The sequence below is a fragment of the Pedobacter sp. AC464 genome (assembly GCF_979253075.1).
On the sequence record NZ_CEEDBV010000002.1, the window covers coordinates 717,955 to 737,060 of the forward strand.

General features: G+C 38.4%; 12 protein-coding genes and 2 tRNA genes. 1 reads left to right on the plus strand and 13 read right to left on the minus strand.

Annotated elements, in window-relative coordinates; genetic code table 11:
- Positions 1–46: 46 nt before the first annotated feature.
- The 9 genes from AC0IWT_RS13900 to AC0IWT_RS13940 form a co-directional block, all read right to left on the minus strand.
- A complete protein-coding gene (locus AC0IWT_RS13900) occupies positions 47–1,579 on the minus strand; it encodes a RagB/SusD family nutrient uptake outer membrane protein (protein WP_056869679.1) in 1,533 nt (510 codons plus the stop codon).
- A 9-nt stretch (positions 1,580–1,588) separates the two neighbouring features.
- On the minus strand, positions 1,589–4,729 hold the full coding sequence (locus tag AC0IWT_RS13905; protein ID WP_471797609.1) for a SusC/RagA family TonB-linked outer membrane protein: 3,141 nt from the start codon (positions 4,727–4,729) through the stop codon (positions 1,589–1,591).
- Positions 4,730–4,982: 253 nt separating this feature from the next.
- Entirely contained in the window at positions 4,983–7,898 is a 2,916-nt protein-coding gene (locus AC0IWT_RS13910) for a triple tyrosine motif-containing protein (protein ID WP_471797610.1), read from the minus strand.
- A 36-nt stretch (positions 7,899–7,934) separates the two neighbouring features.
- Complete coding sequence (locus tag AC0IWT_RS13915) at positions 7,935–8,591, minus strand: GDSL-type esterase/lipase family protein (RefSeq protein WP_471797611.1); 657 nt, start codon at positions 8,589–8,591, stop codon at positions 7,935–7,937.
- 188 nt (positions 8,592–8,779) lie between these two features.
- Positions 8,780–8,852: transfer RNA gene (locus tag AC0IWT_RS13920), tRNA-Lys, on the minus strand.
- Between the two features lie 74 nt (positions 8,853–8,926).
- A complete protein-coding gene (locus AC0IWT_RS13925) occupies positions 8,927–9,292 on the minus strand; it encodes a hypothetical protein (RefSeq protein WP_471797612.1) in 366 nt (121 codons plus the stop codon).
- Between the two features lie 59 nt (positions 9,293–9,351).
- Positions 9,352–11,799, minus strand: coding sequence for a TonB-dependent receptor domain-containing protein (locus AC0IWT_RS13930; RefSeq protein ID WP_471797613.1), 2,448 nt, complete (start codon positions 11,797–11,799; stop codon positions 9,352–9,354).
- Between the two features lie 137 nt (positions 11,800–11,936).
- Positions 11,937–13,688, minus strand: a complete 1,752-nt coding sequence (locus tag AC0IWT_RS13935) for a PspC domain-containing protein (RefSeq protein ID WP_471797614.1) — start codon at positions 13,686–13,688, stop codon at positions 11,937–11,939.
- A gap of 20 nt (positions 13,689–13,708) precedes the next feature.
- Positions 13,709–14,044 carry a PadR family transcriptional regulator gene (locus AC0IWT_RS13940; RefSeq protein WP_056869672.1) on the minus strand — a complete coding sequence of 112 codons (336 nt, stop codon included), beginning with the start codon at positions 14,042–14,044 and terminating at the stop codon, positions 13,709–13,711.
- Between the two features lie 495 nt (positions 14,045–14,539).
- On the opposite strand from AC0IWT_RS13940, the gene AC0IWT_RS13945 reads away from it, so the two are divergent.
- Positions 14,540–15,976 (plus strand): amino acid permease, encoded by a 1,437-nt coding sequence (locus tag AC0IWT_RS13945; protein WP_056869671.1) that lies wholly within the window; start codon positions 14,540–14,542, stop codon positions 15,974–15,976.
- A gap of 365 nt (positions 15,977–16,341) precedes the next feature.
- Here AC0IWT_RS13945 and AC0IWT_RS13950 read toward each other — a convergent pair whose 3' ends face one another.
- The 4 genes from AC0IWT_RS13950 to recO all read right to left on the minus strand — a co-directional run bounded on the left by AC0IWT_RS13950 (position 16,342) and on the right by recO (position 19,041).
- The gene (locus AC0IWT_RS13950) at positions 16,342–16,995 is read right to left on the minus strand and encodes a class I SAM-dependent methyltransferase (RefSeq protein WP_471797615.1); all 654 of its coding nucleotides are present in this window, start codon (positions 16,993–16,995) and stop codon (positions 16,342–16,344) included.
- 94 nt (positions 16,996–17,089) lie between these two features.
- Entirely contained in the window at positions 17,090–17,998 is a 909-nt protein-coding gene (locus AC0IWT_RS13955) for a UbiA prenyltransferase family protein (RefSeq protein WP_471797616.1), read from the minus strand.
- A gap of 179 nt (positions 17,999–18,177) precedes the next feature.
- Positions 18,178–18,252: transfer RNA gene (locus AC0IWT_RS13960), tRNA-Val, on the minus strand.
- A gap of 63 nt (positions 18,253–18,315) precedes the next feature.
- Positions 18,316–19,041 (minus strand): DNA repair protein RecO, encoded by a 726-nt coding sequence (gene recO / locus AC0IWT_RS13965; RefSeq protein ID WP_471797617.1) that lies wholly within the window; start codon positions 19,039–19,041, stop codon positions 18,316–18,318.
- Between the last annotated feature and the right edge of the window lie 65 nt (positions 19,042–19,106).

A 19,106-nucleotide genomic window follows, 5' to 3' on the forward strand; every position in this document is an offset into this window, starting at 1 on the left:
GGGCGTATAATAAAAGGGGGCAGACAAGAGTCCACCCCCAAAAATATTATTTAGTACCTCCGTATTCTTTATTTTGCAAAATCTTAGTATTGTTTAATTCTGCTTGTGGAATAGGGAAAATTTCGTTTTTATTTGCTGTAAAGCCTTTGTAAGCTAAAACTGTAGCCGCTTTACCCCATCTCACTAAATCCAGAAAACGATGACCTTCGCCTGCAAGTTCCAGTCTTCTTTCTTTCATGATGTTATCTAAAGTAACTGCAACAGGATTTAATCCAACTCTTGCTCTCACGGCGTTAAGCAATTGGTAAGCACGGCTACCAGGGCCAACAGCGCCACCGCTTTGCAAAATCGCTTCTGCTTCCAGCATATAAGTATCAGCCAAACGTATTTCGTAAGCATCCTGAGGGAAGTTTAACTCAGTTTGTCCGGTTGGAGCTTTATCAGAAACGCGGCCAATTGTTTTTTCGATAAAATAACCGGTATTTCCATAACCTTTTTCATAGGTTGCGATACCGTTTTTCTCTAAACTATCCAGGTTAGCAACAGTTGCTTTGTTACGTGGGTCGAAATGGATGAAATCGAAAAATTCTTTTGTAAAAGGCAAGAAGCTATAGCCAGAATAATAATCTGGTGCACCAGCTAAAACCGGTTTGTAGCCACGTGGACCAACAATAATATTCAATAAATTACCTTCTGAAGCACCTGCATCGCCCCAACCGCCGTTAGATGAGTTCGCATGAACAATTTCCAGAACTGATTCTGTATTGAATTTATTGCTCACTTTAAATAAATCGCCAAAATTTGTTAGCAATTTATAACCGTAAGTTGGGTTCGCCTGACCTGGAGTTGGACCATTTACAAGCGCAAACTGCTCTGCCGCCTGCGCATTTTTTCCTTGCCATAAATAAACCTTACCAAGTACAGCCTGTGCAGCGCCTTTTGTTAGCCTGCCACCTTCTGATGCAGCTGGAACGGTGTTTGGTAAACCAGGTATTGCTTCTGTTAAATCCTTTTCGATTAAAGCATAAACATCTGCAGGTGCAACCTGTAATACATCATAAATTTGTTTTGGATCTACTTCTGAAGTTAATAATGGTATATTTTTGAAAAAACGTACCAAATCAAAATAAAATAAAGCCCTTAATGCTTTTGCTTCGCCGGTAAAACGGGCTTTAAGCGTAGCATCCATATTAATCTGACCAATTTTAGAAAGAAATACGTTCGCCCTGAAAATTCCGGCATAACCTTTATTCCACAGGTAGCCTTGCGGACCAGTCGTAGGATTAAGCGTAAAATTATTTACAACCTGTAAGTCGTTAATGTCTGACGGACCACCACCACCGGCAACATGATCATCACTCGCGGCATCCATAATGGCAACTTTGTCATAAAGGCCACCGGTTTGAAATCCAAATCTATCATAAATAGAAACTAATGCTGCATAAGCATCAGCAGGGGTTTTGTAATAGTTATCCAAAAGAACACGCTCTTGTGGATTAATTTCTAAATACTTTTTACAACCTCCTAGTAGTTGCAAACCAATTAGGGTTACAACCAGATAAGTAATTTTTCTTTTCATTTTAATTTTTTAAAAATTAGCATTTAAACCAAATACAAACGAACGAGCTTGTGGATAAACTCCACGGTCAATACTAAAAGCGTTACCACTGTTGTTTGATCCTAACTCAGGATCGTAACCGCTGTAACCTGTTATGGTAAATAAGTTTTCTGATAGCGCATATACGCGGAATTTCTTAAGTCCGATTTTATCCGTTACCGATTTTGGAATCGTATATCCAATCTGGAAAGTTCTCAGTCTGAAATAATCTCCTTTTTCTAAATATAATGAAGAGAATTTAGTTAAGTTTTTATTTAAATCTGCATCTGTTAAGCGTGGTTGAGTAGTTGATGGGTTTGTTGGAGTCCATCTATCTAACCTTGTAGTTAAATAATTGGCATTCGGAATGTCCAGTCTTCTCAAACCCTGGAAGATCATATTTCCGGCAACACCGCTACCAAAAGCAATTAAATCCCAATTTTTGTACGTTAAGTTTATCGTTAAGCCATAAGTAAAATTAGGCAAGCCGTTTCCGATAAAGTCTCTATCGCTTTCATTGATGGAATTATCGCCGTTTAAGTTTGCGAATTTAACATCACCAGGTTTAGCCAAAGGTTGCAATGGCTGACCATTAGGACCAACGTATGCATTGATTTCTGCTTGCGATTGAAAGATACCCTGATTTACATAACCGTAAAATTCGTTATAAGCATGGCCAATCTGGGTACGGGTAATGTTACCTAAAGTCTGGAATGTTGCCTGGTTATCATCTATAAAGTTAACACCCGGACTTAGCTTATCAATTGTGTTTTTAATGAACGAGCCGTTACCACTAACATTTAAACCAAACTCACCGATTTTTTTGCGGTAAGATACCTCAAATTCAAAACCTTTGTTAGACATATCTGCAATGTTTGCAGCCGGACTACCGCTACCAATATAACCTGGAACAGGAGGATTTTGTAGAATACCAACAGTTTTCTTATTATAGATATCGGCTGTTATGGTAAAATCTTTGAAAACCGTTGCATCAATACCTAAGTTGGTCGATCTTGTTTCTTCCCATTTCAAATCGGGATTTGCAGACGCGTTAGGACTGTAACCAATGTTTACATTGTTAGAATTACCAAAAGTATAGTTTCTACCACTTCCAACAGTTGGCACATAAGTAAAATCGCCAATACCATCGTTACCGGTAACACCGTAACTAGCTCTTATTTTTAAGAAATTAACGTAATCATTTTGCGGGAAGAAATCTTCTTTTGTCGGTACCCAACCAATTTGACCCGATGGGAAGTAACCATATCTGTTGTTTGCACCAAATCTTGATGAACCATCACGTCTGATTAATGCAGAAAATAAATACTTCTCTTTATAATCGTATGTTAATCTAGAGAACAAAGAGAAAATTTTGTGGTCTGTGCCTTCACTACCGTCAGATGTTCTGTTTGCAGCTACTGGCTTAAATCGCATAGAAGCCGAATAGAAATCGGTTGCAGGTACATCAAAGAATGTTGTACTTACACTTCTGCTGAATCCATCACTATATGATCCTTGTCCTAATAATAAACTTAAATTATGATTTCCTAAACTTTTAGAATACGATAGCGTGTTTTCTAAATTGTAAGTCATTACATAATTAATATTTCTTGAAAACTGCGTTCTGGTATTAGAAGTTGATGAGTTCAAATAATAAATCGGGTTAAATCCATCGCCTCCGTAAAAAGCAAGTTTAGAACCTAAAGTAGAACGAAAACGCAAACCTTTAATTGGTTCGGCTTCTAAGAATGCGTTACCAACAATATTGTGATCCCAATCGTAGTTGCCAATCTGTCTTTTAATGCTTGCCAGCGGATTGCTAACTTCCTGAGCTACTCTGGTAGAAATTCCGTAAGGAAATCCGTTAGCATCTCTAAATACCGGTTGGTTGCTGTATGGAGGCAAACCGTAAACTGCAGGATCGGTTATGATTGCAGGCGTTAATGGGTCTAAATTTATAGCAGAACTTAACGGACCACCAAACTCACTATTTGTGTTGCCAATGGGGTTTGTTACCGAGTGACTATAACCCAAATTTTCGCCAATGGTTAACCATTTAAACAGTTTATGAGTAGTGTTAATACGAATGTTGGCCCGGTTATATTTCGAAACATCTGTAGAAACGATACCATCAACCTTAAAATAACCAAACGACAGGAAGAATGTAGATTTCTCACTACCGCCACTTATCGTTACTTCGTGGTTTTGACGGGCTGCACTGTTGTTAAAAATTAACGACTGCCAATCTGTACCCTCACCTAACGAAGCAGCATTTGGGTATGGCAATACTGGAGTTGTTCCGGTGTAATCATTAAGGTAAGATTCATTTCTTAATGTGGCATACTCTATAGAATTTAAAAGATCTAACTTTTTAGCTGCACGTGCTACGCCGTAATAGCCATTGTAAGTTAAATTTAAACTACCAGCCTTACCTTTTTTAGTGGTAACTAAAATTACCCCTGAAGCAGCACGAGTACCATAAATTGCAGCAGATGCACCATCTTTTAAAACCTCAATCGATTCGATATCAGATTGATTTAGATAGCCAATACCGCCATTATCTACAACTACACCATCAACAACCCAAAGTGGGTTATTTTTTGATCCGAACGAGGTAAATCCACGCAACCTTACTGTAGATGCCGAACCCGGCTGACCTGATTGAGCCGCAATTGTCAAACCTGAAGTTCTTCCTTGTAATGCCTGTTCAAGGCGGGTTGTGGTTGGCTGGTTTTCCAAATCTGCGGCTTTAACGCTTGATATTGCTCCAGTAACAACACTTTTCTTTTGCACACCATAACCTACAACAATAACCTCACTCAAATCTTTAGAATCTGTTAATAGTGAAACGTTAATTTTTCCACCAGCTGGAACCGTTACGGTTTGCGAAACCATGCCTAGTAAGCTAATAGATAATCTAGAACCCACGGCGGCCTGAATGGTAAATACGCCGTTTGGATCTGTAGATGCGGCTCGGGATGTGCCCTCAACTTTGACTGTAACACCTGGAAGCGGAGTGCCGTCTTTCTGGTCTGTTACCTTTCCTGTTACAGCAATATCCTGCGCAAATAATGCTAAGGGAAATGCCATGATACAGTAAATGAAGAATACGAATGTAAATCTTCTTCTCATAGAAAATAATTTTAAGTTAAAATTTGGTTAGTTCACGCTATGGTTTGGTGCCATAACTCGATTCAAATCTATATACAGCGCAGAATATTGTGTAATATTTTTGTGCTACACAAACACTACAAAGCGTAATTTTCAGCGTTTAGGCACTACTTTTGGCACTACATAAGCACTACACACAAACCTTAATACCTTGATTTACAGTCACTTGAAAATTACATTGATAAAATAGAAAGAAATCGATTAACGGATGATTTTAAACGCTTTTTTGCCTCGAAATCTCCATCAAGAACTCATAAAGATTCGTTTCGGGCTTAAGATTTAGCTTTTTTCTTAGACGATATCGCCCTACTTCTACAGCTTTTATGGTGATGTTCATCAGCTGTGCCATTTCCTTTGATGATAAGTTCATTGAAAGATAAGCGCAAAACTTTAAATCGTTCTGACTTAAATCCGGATATAAATCTTTTAGCTTATTGAAGAATTCTGTATTAACATGGTTGAAGTGGACACTGAGGTGATCAAGCTCCTGATCTTTTTTCTCGACGTCTTTTATCAACCTGATGAGGTGGCGAAAACTTGGAGAATTTTCGGTTACATTTTCCTGATTTTTAATTACTGAGGAAATTACCTCCTTAATTTTCGCAAGTACCTTTCCGCGTTGAACCAGGTGCATAGTCATTGTAGAAAGTTCCTTGTTCTTGTAAGTTACATCAGCTTCAAGCTTTTCGTTTTTCAACCTAACTATTTCCTTTTCTGTTCTATCAAGTTCCAGCTGGTGCAAATAGCTCATTCTTTCCTGTTCCTTGATATGTTTCTTTTTTTGCCACCTAATCAAAAGCCTAATCAACAATAAAAATAACACCAGGTAAGCAATTTTCATCCAAATGGTGCTGTACCAGGCGGGTAAAATCACAAAGGTGTAACTTGCCACCGCAGATTCATTCCCAACATCGGTTCTTGCTTTCACATTAAAAGTATATTCACCATGCGGCAGGTTGGTATAATCCTTTTCGCTTTTGGAAGTCCATTCAGACCAGGAATCATCAAAACCAACCAGCTGATAGCTGAACCTTGTATTTTTTTCATGTTCGAAAAGTGTTGATGCAAATTCGAAATGAATGGAATTTAAGGCGTTTTTATATTCGGGAATTCTTGAAATATCTTGCTTTGGGATGGCAAGTCCGTTTTTTGTGAAGTAACCGCCAAACACAAGGCTATCTTTTTGACCGAACAGTTTTATAGAACCAATAACAACCCGCGGTTTACTCAGGTTTTTCACGTATTTTTTGTAGTTTACGTGGTAGGCACCTTTGTTAGCGCCTATAAAAATATTCTCATTATCAAGTGTGTAAATAGATTCGAAGCCACCAACAACTTTACCATCTAATTCTGGAAGGTAAATCATGGTGAAAGGCCTGTTTGCGGTGCCTTTTGAAAAGTCTGCAACACCGACCTTTTTATTACTTACAAACCAAACGTTACCATCATTATCTTCCTTTAAGTACTGAATGGAAATATTGTTGAACGCATTACCAAACAGCTTAAATTTGTAGAAATGATTTTGTTTTTCATGGTATTCATAAATTCCATTCACAGTGGCAATAACAACCCTGTTTTTTATCCTGTAAACGTAATTATATAACTTTGAAGGCAGCCCGTCTTTGTCCGAAAACAAAGTTGTTTTAATCACCTTTTTCCTATCAGCTGATAGCTCAATCTTGTAGACACCATGGTAGGGGTGCGAGGCCCAGATTTTGTCATCGTTGCCGACAACAATGAATCTTAAAGTTTCTGATATGCCTTGTATTTTATCGCCGTTTGTGAATACTCCATTTGCGAAATTGATGGTTTGCAAACCAGAATATGTGCCCACGAGCACATTTTTTGCCGGATAGACATTTTGCAGCGGCTGAAACATCCAGGTTCCGGGAAGCGCATAAACTGGCTTGGCAACGTCGGCGTTAACAGTAAAGGCGCCATCCTCATGAGCCATTAACAATTGGTTGTTAATCTCATCTAAGCCCCAAACCTGTCCTTTGGTATTTATTACTTCGCCAAAGCCGGCAGTTGACAGGCTTAAATCTGCACTTCTGTTATCTAATTTAGAGGTATAAAGACCATTTGAAGTACCAATGTATATACGCTGGTTTATTTTTCTAAAAGCATAACTTGTTATCTGCTTGTTTCTATCCGGTGAAATATTTTTTATTGCGCTATTAATCGCTACATAAGCAATTCCATCATCCAATGCAAGCCACATATTTTTGTCGCTATCTAACAAAATTCCTCTTACATTATTGTTTTGAAGTCCTTCGCGATAATTATACCGCTGAACAAGCTCGCCTTGCTTATTTATTAAATATACGCCGCCCGATGTGGTACCAACAGCATACAGATTCTTGTTCATCTGACTCGCAAAAAAAACACGATCATTAAAAAAGACGTCATCAAGCTTTGTTTTAAACGGAACAAGCTGGTTATTGCAAATGAGGAAAAAACCCTTCTTTAAAGTTGACACCAGCAAGGTATCGCCGTTGTATGCAGAGATGGAAGTGATTGAAGATTCTTTTAAAACCGGGTGCGAACAAACCGGTTTCCATATTTCTTTATCATAAAAAAATAAGCCTGCGTTTTTTGCCTGCGCATAAATTTTGTTTCCTGCCTTTCCTAAGTATGACCACGTATCTGCCGGCTTGTAGATTTTTATTATACCGTCTTTATATTGAAGAATGGCATTTACCGAGCGAAAGAAAACCTCGTCGTTTACGATGGAAATGTCCCAGATGTCAGCAATCTTACGAAGATTTTCGGGTAGTAGTTTTACTAACGAATTGTACTTTAAAACACCCTTAGTGTCAGGAAAAAAATAACCAATTTCATCCTGTGCGCCGATAAAAATTCTGTTTTTAGAATCGATAGCGATAGAACGTACTGAAGTAAAGTTTGGCAAACGGTAAATGCTCCAGTAACGACCATTAAAAGTTAATAAGCCTTCGTTATTGCCAAAATATAAAATGCCGTTCTTGTCTTGCTGTACGTCCCAGTTTTGAACGCCGCCATTGTACTGTTCATTATTGTAATTCACAACTTGCGGAATACCCAGCAAATCTTGGGCGATTGCAGAAAAAGCAGGCAAAAACAAGCTTAAAACCAGCAAAATTTTCTTCATGGTTACCTCGGATGATAGGAAAATAAATATATGGATTTATTTTATCAGATAAGGCTTGACAGCTCTTTCCCAAATTTTATAGCCCTCAGGGTTCATATGCAGCATATCGCCCACAAATAACTCGCTTCGTGATTTACCATCCTTTAGCATTTTAGGAAAAATATCAATAAAGCTGGTGTTTTGCTCGCCGGCTAAAAATCTCTTAATCAATTCATTTGATGCTATTGCCTTTTCTCTAAATTTATCGCGACTGGGGCTTGGTTTTATGGAGATGTAAGCAATGGGCGTAGCAGGCAATTTTGCCCGTATGGCTTTGTAGAGAATTATGGTTCGATTTAGAACCGTATCTGCAGTAACCTTATCGTTTACAATATCATTCTCACCTACGTACAGTACAATTTGGCGTGGCTGATAAGGGAAAACAACATCATTCAAATAAAAAGTAATGTCGTTAATTACCGCCCCACCTATGCCACGGTTTAAAGCATTGTATTTAGCAAAAACCTGTGTTAAGTTATCCCATTTCCTTATAGATGAGCTACCAACGAAAAGCACCGGGTTAACTGGTGGCTTAAACATTTGGTCGTACTTTTTAATGGTTTGAACATCATCCCAAAATGGTGGCTTTGATTGTGCATGCGCAGTAAATATAATTAAGTAGCAACAGGTGATGAGCAAAAGGAATTTTTTCATTTTGGTTAGGATTGATTAACTGCAAATTTGCCAATAGAAACTGATTTATCAAACTTCCATGCGGATTAATTCCAAAAAAAAGGCATTTGTGTTATAGCAAACTTTAATTTGAGTATGTAGCGGCCAAAATATAATGACGGGGGTTTTCGAAAAATTCTCAATCAGCGAACAGCCCTCAATGTAATTAGTGACCCCTCAGGGGTTCGAACCCTGGACCCACAGATTAAGAGTCTGTTGCTCTACCAACTGAGCTAAGGAGTCTGGTACTAAAATCAAATATAAAATAAAAAGGGCGATATAATTTAATACATCGCCCTAATAATCAATAACAAAATCTAATTCGCCTTCAAAATATCACTAATGCCCGCTGTTAGTTTTTTAATTTCGCCATAAGCCGTTTGCTGATTATCTGTTTTATCAAATCGGATACTCAAAACCCCTTCAGTTGCTGTTAGCTTAAACTTTTCGCCACCCCTCAAAATCACTATCCTGTCGGTAGCCTGGCTCAAAGGCACTTTAATATTTGTGTGTTTGGCAAAGTATTCAGCTAGCCGGGCGGTCTTATTTGCAGGATATTTTGCATCATAAGTATACTTTGTATCGGTGTCTTTAACCTGAATACTCAAGTTACTGTTGTTTGTTTTACAGCCAAAGTTTAGCGAAATTATTAAAGCCAAAATGGCGAAGATTATCTTTTTCATCTTTTTGATTTGATGGTGAATACAATTATTTATGTTTTTGTATAGTTCTAGTTTAGCATTTATCCTCCAGCCCGTCCTTTTATATCCTCTGTGGCAGTATTTCTTGTTCTGGCAGATTTCACATTCTGGTTACCAAAGCCATAACTGATGCTGAAATTTGCTCGTCTGCTGGTGTAGTGATTTGTAACCTGCAAATTTACATTCTGGTAGTTAAGCGCTCCTTTCCAATAATTCGTTAGTAAAATATCATCCATGTTTAGCCTTAATTTTAGTTTTTTGTTAAGCATGCTTTTCTGGATGCCGGCATTTAATGCATATTGCGGAATTGTAGTTTGCTCCACACCATAAACTTTTGGCGAATTGTACCAGAAACTTACTTCTACAGTAAAGTTATTTGGCAAAATAAATGATTGTGATGTATTGAAATTGTAAGCTAATTTACCTGCACTGTAAGTCGCACCCGCAAGGTTTCCATCAGAAAACTTGTTGTAATATAAACTTGCATTGTTTTGCATACTCCACCATTTTGCAACCTTCACCGGGAAATACAAATTAGCCGAATAATTTTGTGCCCGCCCCAAGTTCTGCCTGATTACGCTTACAATTCTCGTTACTTCATCTTGCTGACTGATTTGCGTAATCAAATCCTTAGTGTTTGAATAGTTAACAGAAAAGGAAATTTCTTTGTAGCTATAACCAACTTCGAAATTGTCTGTAAACTGTGGCTTAAGGTATGGATTGCCCTGGTCTACCGCATATGGGTCCATGTAGAAAGCAAACGGATTAAGCTGCTGGTAGTTTGGCCTGTCTACCCGGCGACTGTAAGAGTACCTGATGTTGTTATTAGCATTAATTTTTTGATTTACAAAAGCTGTCGGAAATAATGAAAGATAATTCCGGTCTACCTCTTTATTGCTGGTAACAGAATTTCCGTTAGAGTGTGTATGTTCTGCTCTTAAACCCAGCTGTATCTGCCAAATTTTCCATTCTTTTCCGAAGTTTACATAAGCTGCATTAATGTTTTCCTTGTAAATAAAATTATTCGATTTGCCTAAATCGTTTTGCCACGCACCAGCCAAAAATTGTTCTGATAGGAAATCATTATGGGTTATAACGTAACTGCTTTTTAAACCAGCTTCGAACTTCATCGTTTTGTTAACCGGTAATGTTAAATCGGTTTTAGCCGCAAAAATATCGATGTTAGCATCGGTGTTATTTCTCAATAAGGTATTATTGGTTTGCTGCCCGGTTTGATTTAAATACCTTGCATCAAATTCCTCATTTTTTTTGTTGTTAAAATTTGAATAATCAGCATCGAAAGTGATGTTTTTGCCCGTTCTATCGAAATCGTGTTTAACATTAAAATTTGCTGTTAAATTATTCGCAGGCGATTTTGAAAAGGCATTTTGCAAAACTGAATTATTGCTGGTGATGTTAGATTGGACTTCGCGGATGAATGTATTGCTAAAATTATCCAACCTCGTATTTACTGTGTTTGCATCCACCATTACCCCAAAAACCGTTTTTTCTGAAGCATAATAATCGGCACCCAGCTTTCCCTGCACGCCAACGCCCTTATTTTTTCTATCAAAATCTTGTGTAAAATCACTTGCCAGGCCATTTGCAAAAGTGGTACGCGTTAAGAAAGTATTATTAAAATTTGCTTTTCGGGCCACTGTGCCATTTCCGAAAATATTCCATTTTCCTTCGCGATGATTCAAATTCAAATTCACGCCTGCACGAACCAGGTCTGTAGGCGAATCGGGCATAATTCCTTGTCCGCCGTTTACCGATACCGTTCCATTCGTACCAAATGCCTTATTTCTTTTGAGTTTTATATTGATGATACCAGCGTTTCCGGAGGCATCATACTTTGATGAAGGATTGGTAATCAGTTCAATTGTGGCAATCTGGTCGCTACTCATGTTACTCAACAAAGTTGTCACATCGGCACCCGATAAAAAGTTAGTTTTACCATCAATCATTATGGTAACGCCCGATTTGTTATTTAGCTTTATCTGCTCACTTTGGCGGTCAACCTGTACTTCAGGTGCTTTTTCCAAAACCTCAAGAGCGGTACTACCGGAAGAAACAATGCTGTTTTCAACATTTAAAACGGTTTTGTCCATTTGGTGCTCGATGTAAGGTTTCCGACCCTGAACGCTAACCTCTTTAAGCTGTTTGGCATCCCCTTCCATTACAACGTTTGCAATTTTCAGTTCGCCGCTTAGCTCAAATGAGGCAGTTTTTTTGGTTTTGTAACCCATCATCGAAATCGACAACTGGTAACTGCCATTTTTCAACTGGTCGAACATAAATTCTCCATCAACACCGGTAGAACCGCTTTTTACTACTGTTGTATCAGGAGAATTTAAAACTCTTACGATAGCAAAAGGCAAAACCTGACCTTTTTCGTCGACAACTTTCCCAGAAAGTTTTCCGATTTTTTGGGCAAAGGAAGCCCCACACACCATAAGGCATGCAATTAGCATAAATAATGTTTTCATAGATTTCTTTCTTCTGGTATTTGCCACGTCTACCCTAAACCGCAGCAATGTTTTTACGGTTGGCAGAAAGCGGGCTTTTTAAGCTTTGTCTGGCTTTATTGAAACTGATTTATTGCGGGTGATTGTGCAGGTTAATGTTATTGGTTTTCATCAACGTTAATACCTAACTCCTGCTTAACTTCTCTAATTCGATTCGAAACAGAATCTTGGTAAATCGTATCTGCAACCTTACTTTTTTTCATTGCTTCCAAATCAATCAGTTCCTGATTTAACTTCTTTTTCTGTACAGCTTCTTCTTTCAGTTGCGCAACACACTTCAAGCCATCGTCCGTCATTATCCAGGTGCTATAATCATTCGAATCACCTTCTTTATCGTCGCAATCCCAGGTTCCGTAATTATTAACGTAGCGGTAAGCATCTCGTTTAATAACCAACTTTGTACCCACAGGTACTTCGAGGTTTATCCAAACTTCCTGATTTCTCCAAATCGTACCCTTCCTTAACTGAAATCGTGGGTTGAAAACCAAAGAAGCATCTTTTGAGCTGTAACTATAACTAATGTTTTGTGCATTCTGCAAGGCACTACGAAAAGTTTTTCCCTGCGATTCGTACTTTTGAACGATACGGCTTACACCGTTTTCACTTTTGTTGATGTTAATGCGGATGTTGTTCGGCGATACAAACGGACCATCTTCAAAATCATCAACCACAACCTGGTTTTTTTGATTTGCATCAATGTGGTAAGCGACGCTATCCTCCCGACTAAAATATTTGCTCTTATCAATATCGATAATATAAGTTGGCAGGGTTTTAAGTTCCGTAGTCTGCGTTAGTTCTGCATGTTGCTTAAATTCTGAAGAAATTTTTGCGGCCTGATAACCGACCGCGGCAGCACCTGCCAACCATATAATTAACAGTGCGAACGAAAGGGTTTTGTTTATGGCTTGTTTGCTAAAAGCAACCCTGATGGAGAACAGAACAAGGGCTAACACAGGGATAAAACACACAATAAAAGCGCTGAACAAAATTACGCCGCGGTTACCTTCGTTAACAATAGAAAAAGGGAAGTATTCATAAATGCTTGCATCCCAAAAGCCCTGAAAAGCAGCCATGCCAACAATTAACCCCAACAAAAACAGCACACCGAAAACGACAATCACAATGGCAATGAGTTTAAAGATAACCTGTCCTGTTCCTGATATAAAGCGGCCAAGCCATTCAACAAATTCGCCAATAAAGTTGCCTAAACGAGCAAAAACGGGCTGCGCATGTTTGTTTGCTTCGGATAATCGCTCCCTAACAGCCTGTAATTCTTCATCTAAGTTCTTCTGAAAACCCTGAAGATTTGCTGGTTCGCCTTTCATTTCCATTTTTTCGATCCTGGAAGTTGCCTTTGGCATAATAATCCATAATAAGGCATACACCAGAATACCGGTTCCGCCCAAAAAAACCGTTAAAACGGCAGCCAGCCGAATCCATTTTACATCAAAATCAAGGTAATGCGCAATACCTGCACAAACACCCGCAATAACACGTTCGTCCATATCGCGGTAAAGTTTTTTACCGGTAGGCTGTGCCTGAAAACTTGCATTAACAACCGGCTCTTCTTCTGTCGCACCTTCCGCGTTATCAAAATCCTGAACACGGCCCATCTGGCCAATTACAAAATTGACATTACCTGCATCAACTACCTGTTTTTTCTGTTCTGCTAATTGTTCAGTTAACAGTTCTGCAATCCGGTTTTCGATATCTGTAACAATTTCCAAATCGTCTGCATGATTGGCAAAATATTGTTTTACTTCGTTTAAATAAGCCTTCAAAAGCTCGTAGGCACTTTCCTCAATGTGGATTATCGTGTTGCCTATATTTATGATGATGGTCTTTTCCATTTCTTTGCGGTTATAATTTTTTACGAGTTGGCTCCTTTTTGTGAAATACCCACAGCATAAGCCAGCTCCTGCCAGGTTTGGTCTAATTGAGATAAAATGCCCTTACCGGCTTCCGTTAAGGTGTAGTATTTGCGGGGCGGCCCTGAGGTAGATTCTACCCAGTTGTAACTTAATAAACCATTGTTTTTAAGCCTTGTTAATAATGGATATAGTGTGCCCTCAACCACCAAAAGCTTTGCCGACCTCAATTCAGCAATAATATCCGAGGCATAAATTTCTCCTCTTGCGATGATTGATAAAACACAGTACTCCAGAATTCCCTTCCGCATTTGTGTTTGCGTATTTTCTGCTATCATAAAACAAAGATATATGTTTTATACAATACTATGCAATACATAGTACTAAAATAATTTTAATTATTTACATAAAGTACTATAAATCAATTGATTATTTTTTGCTAAAAATTTTTGTGCTCAGGTTTTGTGCATTATTTCTCTGATTTTTTTGTAAAGCTGGTTCAGTAATTCGTCGGTTTCAGTCGTCCCGCTATCCCCGATAGTCCCGATTTTAAAAAAGAAAATCGGGTGCTATTTGGCTCTATCGGGTTTAAACTTTTCAGGTCTTTGCAAAAAACCTCCGAAGCCTGTGCTGCTAAAAAAAGTGGTTGCAATAATGGGTCTGTTTAAAAGCGTAACAATTTCCGGGGAGGTATAATTCTGATGTACAAGAGAAGGAGCCATCACATCACACCAAAATATAACAGCGGGTAGCAGTAATATCTTCGCAAAAAATATACAAACAAGGTAGATTTAATATATTTTGATAATTTTGCGGAACCATAACTTATTTCGATGAAAAAATCAATTGCGAGCATTGTTGCAGAGGCAAATCAAAGTGGAGAAGGAACGCTGAAAAGAACCTTAGGGCCGGTAAATTTAATATTGATTGGTGTTGGCTTAACTTTAGGTGCGGGGCTATTTTCGATAACGGGACTGGCTGCAGCAAACCATTCTGGCCCTGCGGTAACGCTTTCTTTTGTAATTGCAGCGTTGGGTTGTGGGTTTGCAGCATTGTGCTATGCAGAGTTTGCATCAATGATTCCTGTCGCTGGTAGCGCTTATACCTATTCTTACGCGACAATGGGCGAGCTGTTTGCCTGGATAATCGGTTGGGATTTAGTGTTGGAATATTCTGTCGGTTGCGCAACTGTTGCAATAAGCTGGTCGCAATATTTAACACGTTTCCTCTCAAGTATGGGCATTTACCTGCCGCCGCAACTTACTTTATCGCCTTTTGAAACGGCAAAACTTGCTGACGGTTCTACCGTGAACGGAATCGTAAATATTCCAGCTGCTTTGGTGGTGGTGTTAATGACCGCCATTCTAATTCGTGGCACAAAAGGCTCTGCTATTGTAAATGGCATCATAGTATTTTTAAAGGTTGGGGTTGTGTTGGTCTTTATCGCCCTGGGTTGGCAATACATCGACCCGGCAAACTATCACCCGTACATTCCTGAAAACACGGGCACCTTTGGCCATTTCGGCTGGAGTGGAGTTCTGCGGGGTGCGGGTTTAGTTTTCTTTGTATTTATTGGCTTCGATGCCGTTGCCGCTTCTGCCCAGGAAACCAAAAATCCGTCAAGAGATTTACCCATTGGTATTATTGGGTCGTTGTTGGTTTGTACGGTATTGTTTGGCTTATTCGGGCACGTGATGACCGGTTTGGCAAACTACAAGGATTTTGCAAACAGTGGCGCTCCGGTAGCCATCGCGATTGAAAAAACACCATATGGCTGGCTGAGCCAGGCCATTATTCTGGCTATTTTAATTGGTTACACTTCGGTTATCTTAATCGATTTAATGGCGCAGTCGCGAATGTTTTATTCCATCAGTAAAGATGGTTTGCTGCCAAAAATATTTTCAGATGTCCACCCGAAATTCAAAACCCCATGGAAATCGAATATTATGCTCTGCATTTTTATCGGATTGTTTGCGGCGTTTGTGCCCATGAATGTGGTCGGCGAAATGACGAGTATTGGCACCCTGTTGGCGTTTCTTATGGTATGCGTAGGGATTCTCATTCTCAGAAAGACAGACCCGGAGGCTAAAAGGCCATTTAGAGTTCCATTTGTACCTTTAATTCCTATCCTTGGTATTTTAGTTTGTCTTATTATGATGGCTTTCTTGCCATGGGAGACCTGGTTAAGGCTTGGGGTATGGCTTGTTATCGGCCTTGCAATCTATTTTTGGTATGGTAAGAAGAATAGTAAATTGAAATCAGGAGGATAAATTAATGATTGACTTCCCGTACAGAAAACAGCATTAACCTGTTTCGTTTTTCATACAACACACCTTTTTAAAGATTGAAATTAATAACGGGCAAAAGTATAAATATCAAATAGTTAACAAAGAAATACGAGTTATTAACAATTCAACATTTTAAGGAGGTTTTGGCCTGGCTTTTGTTTTATAGCGAATAACCTATAAAAACATTTGCCATGATCATTAAATTAGACACCCAAGTTTTCAAATTTACCAGGCAGAAATCACACAGTGAATCTCAATTGGCAACCCCTTTAACCAGAGCTCAATGGATTAATGCTGACAGAATAGTGATGGCAGCAATGTTCATCGCAACCATCGCAGGTTCACTTTTATTCTAAGCCTTTTTGCATTTCATCTGGCTTTTTGAAAACAGTCGATTTGATAAATTGGCTGTAGTAAAGTCGTTGTTCGAGCACTGTATATTTTTCGGTTAAAAAGTAAGGCTCCATATCTATCAGCCTTTTGGCCTCAACAATTTTCAGCAGCCTGAAAAACAGATACATGGATTTGAGCAACATCCACTTCCACCACTTTCCTCCTTTTTCCCTTAAAGTAAAATCTACCAACAGCCAAAGGCCATTTGGTTTTAACCTATTATGTAGTAGGCAGAACACTTCTTCAATTCTCGATGCGTTGAAATTATCAAACAAAAACGGCGTTGAAATTACATCGAATAATTCTTCTGAATCGAAATGTTCTATAGCGATATTCACAAATTTAACGCTGTTGCCACTTATAGCCCTTACTTTAGAGAGCGCTATCATTTTTGCGGATATCTCTACATAAGTAATTTTTATGCCTGATGGATGAATTTTTGAAATTTCTTCCAAAATCCACCCGGTACCACCGCCAACGATAAGCATTGAACCACCTTTCGGAATAAATTTTAACTGATCAATCTGGGCATTTACCTGTGCTTTCCCATATATTAACCGGCTAAGCTTGTCGTAGATGTTCGCTATTTTGTCGTAGTTGTTAAGCATTGCTGATTAAATATTTTGAAGCTGGATATCCCACCTTTGAATTTAGTTTCTAATGTAAGCGCAAGTTATCTGCCGTTTTGAGTAGATAAATTGGCTATTGCACTAACTGCATACCAATAATGCCGCAAATGGCTTTAAAAAGAATCAGCCCATCAATCACCATCAGATAATACAGAATATTTTTTCTTTTGTGCATGGAATAGGCCACGTAAATGGTTAAAAGAAAAGGCAGAATATTGCAAAGAACCTGTGGCCATCCAAAACCTTTATATCTTGCAAACACACCTAAAGAAATTAGCCCGATTATCAACAAAGGTATAAGAATACTAAAAATTGTTTTTCGCAGACCATAACGCACTACAAAGGTTCGCAGGTGTTTATTAGCATCCGTAGGATAATCTTTAATGTCGAAAATGATCGCATTGACAGTACAAAACATCCAGTTTTTGATAAACAGCCAGGTCCACAACACAGAATCGTGATAGCCGATACCCGTTTCAATTTTTAACATTATTAGTGGTAACACATTTGCGCAGCATGCCCAAACAAATCCAATAACAAAGGCTTTTAACCAGCCGGTATTACGAAGGCTAAAGTTTAAAAATGATTTTGGCAATAAACCATAATATAAAATGCCGGCGGTTATAATCATTGCAATCGCTATCCAGTAACTCACCGGTAGCCTGAAGATATTACTGAAGTTTTGATAAAGGAGATTTACCGCCAATAACATACAGATGATAAACAAAATCAGCTGACTCCAATTGATGAAGTTTTTGTGCTTGAAATACCATTTGTTTCGTGGATTTTTAGTTGCTGGATTGGTAGAAACCTTATTGTAAGCGTAAGTGTAGTAAATGGTCGGCGCTAAAAAAAGTAACAGATAATAGTTGACCGAATTGAAAGGCAAACGTAGCTGAAATGTAGCTTCAATTGTTAAAGCAACGGCCAAAAGACCTACAAAGTAATTTCCAAAAAAAATAAAGCGGATTATTTTACCCATGTATTTATACCGCCTGCTGGCTGATTATTATTTGCCAATTTCGGATATAATATTGAATAATACCGAATAAATAAATCAAAAAGCACGGAACATTGCGACTAACCTATTGGTAAATTATCCCATCGAACTTCGGGATTATTAAAAGAAAAAAGCCTCTCAGTTTTCTGAAAGGCTTAGTGTGGGAAATGAGGGGTTCGAACCCCCGACCCCCTCGGTGTAAACGAGGTGCTCTGAACCAGCTGAGCTAATTTCCCTTTCCTTTTGGGAATGCAAATATAGCGCTATAATCTTGTTTCGCAAATCTTTTTTATTTTTTTTCAGCTCAACAAAGTCTCCAGTATTTTATGAGATTGTACCTCGCCAAACGAAGCGGTATGTAAGGTGTAGAAAACCAATATCTTATCCAATAGAAATCTCCTCTGTTGGTTGCTCATTTTAATTTCAGAAATCTTTTCAAGCGGCGTGTTAAACAACAACACAAAACTCAAGGCATCTTCTAATTGCAGGTAATTGGAATGTATTGGAACTCTTGATACAAATTCGCCTTCCTGTAAATCAAAATAAATCTGGTCGGTTCTTCTTCGCTCATTAGGAGAAAAACCTAAAAATCGTGTCAGTTTTAAAAGGAATGACAAATGGAAATTTGGATTAAGTTCTTCACTCTCATCAAACCAGGCTACTGAATTAAATATATAATCGAACAGGCTATCATCTGCAGATTGCTGCCTGATGCTTTTATACAGCACTTCGTTTAAAAAAATCACAATGCTGGTTTTTACCATATCATATGGAATACTTCTAAAAACCGGCGTCTGCCGTACTTCAGAAACCCTTTGAATGTTGGTATTTACTTTGTGATAAACCACCATATCCAGCAGGTGCAGAGACTGCAGCATGTTCATTTTTATCTTTGCCTTAGGCTTTTTTACACCGTTTATCAGGTAAGATTGCATACCGAACTTATCGGTTAACACCTGAACAATTACACTGCTCTCGCTGTAACTAGTCGTTTTTAAAACAATACCCCTGACTTTGTGCAACATGCCACTAAAACAATTTTTCCAAAAGTATGTTATTTGTGCAAATTTAATTACGCAAAAAATCATTC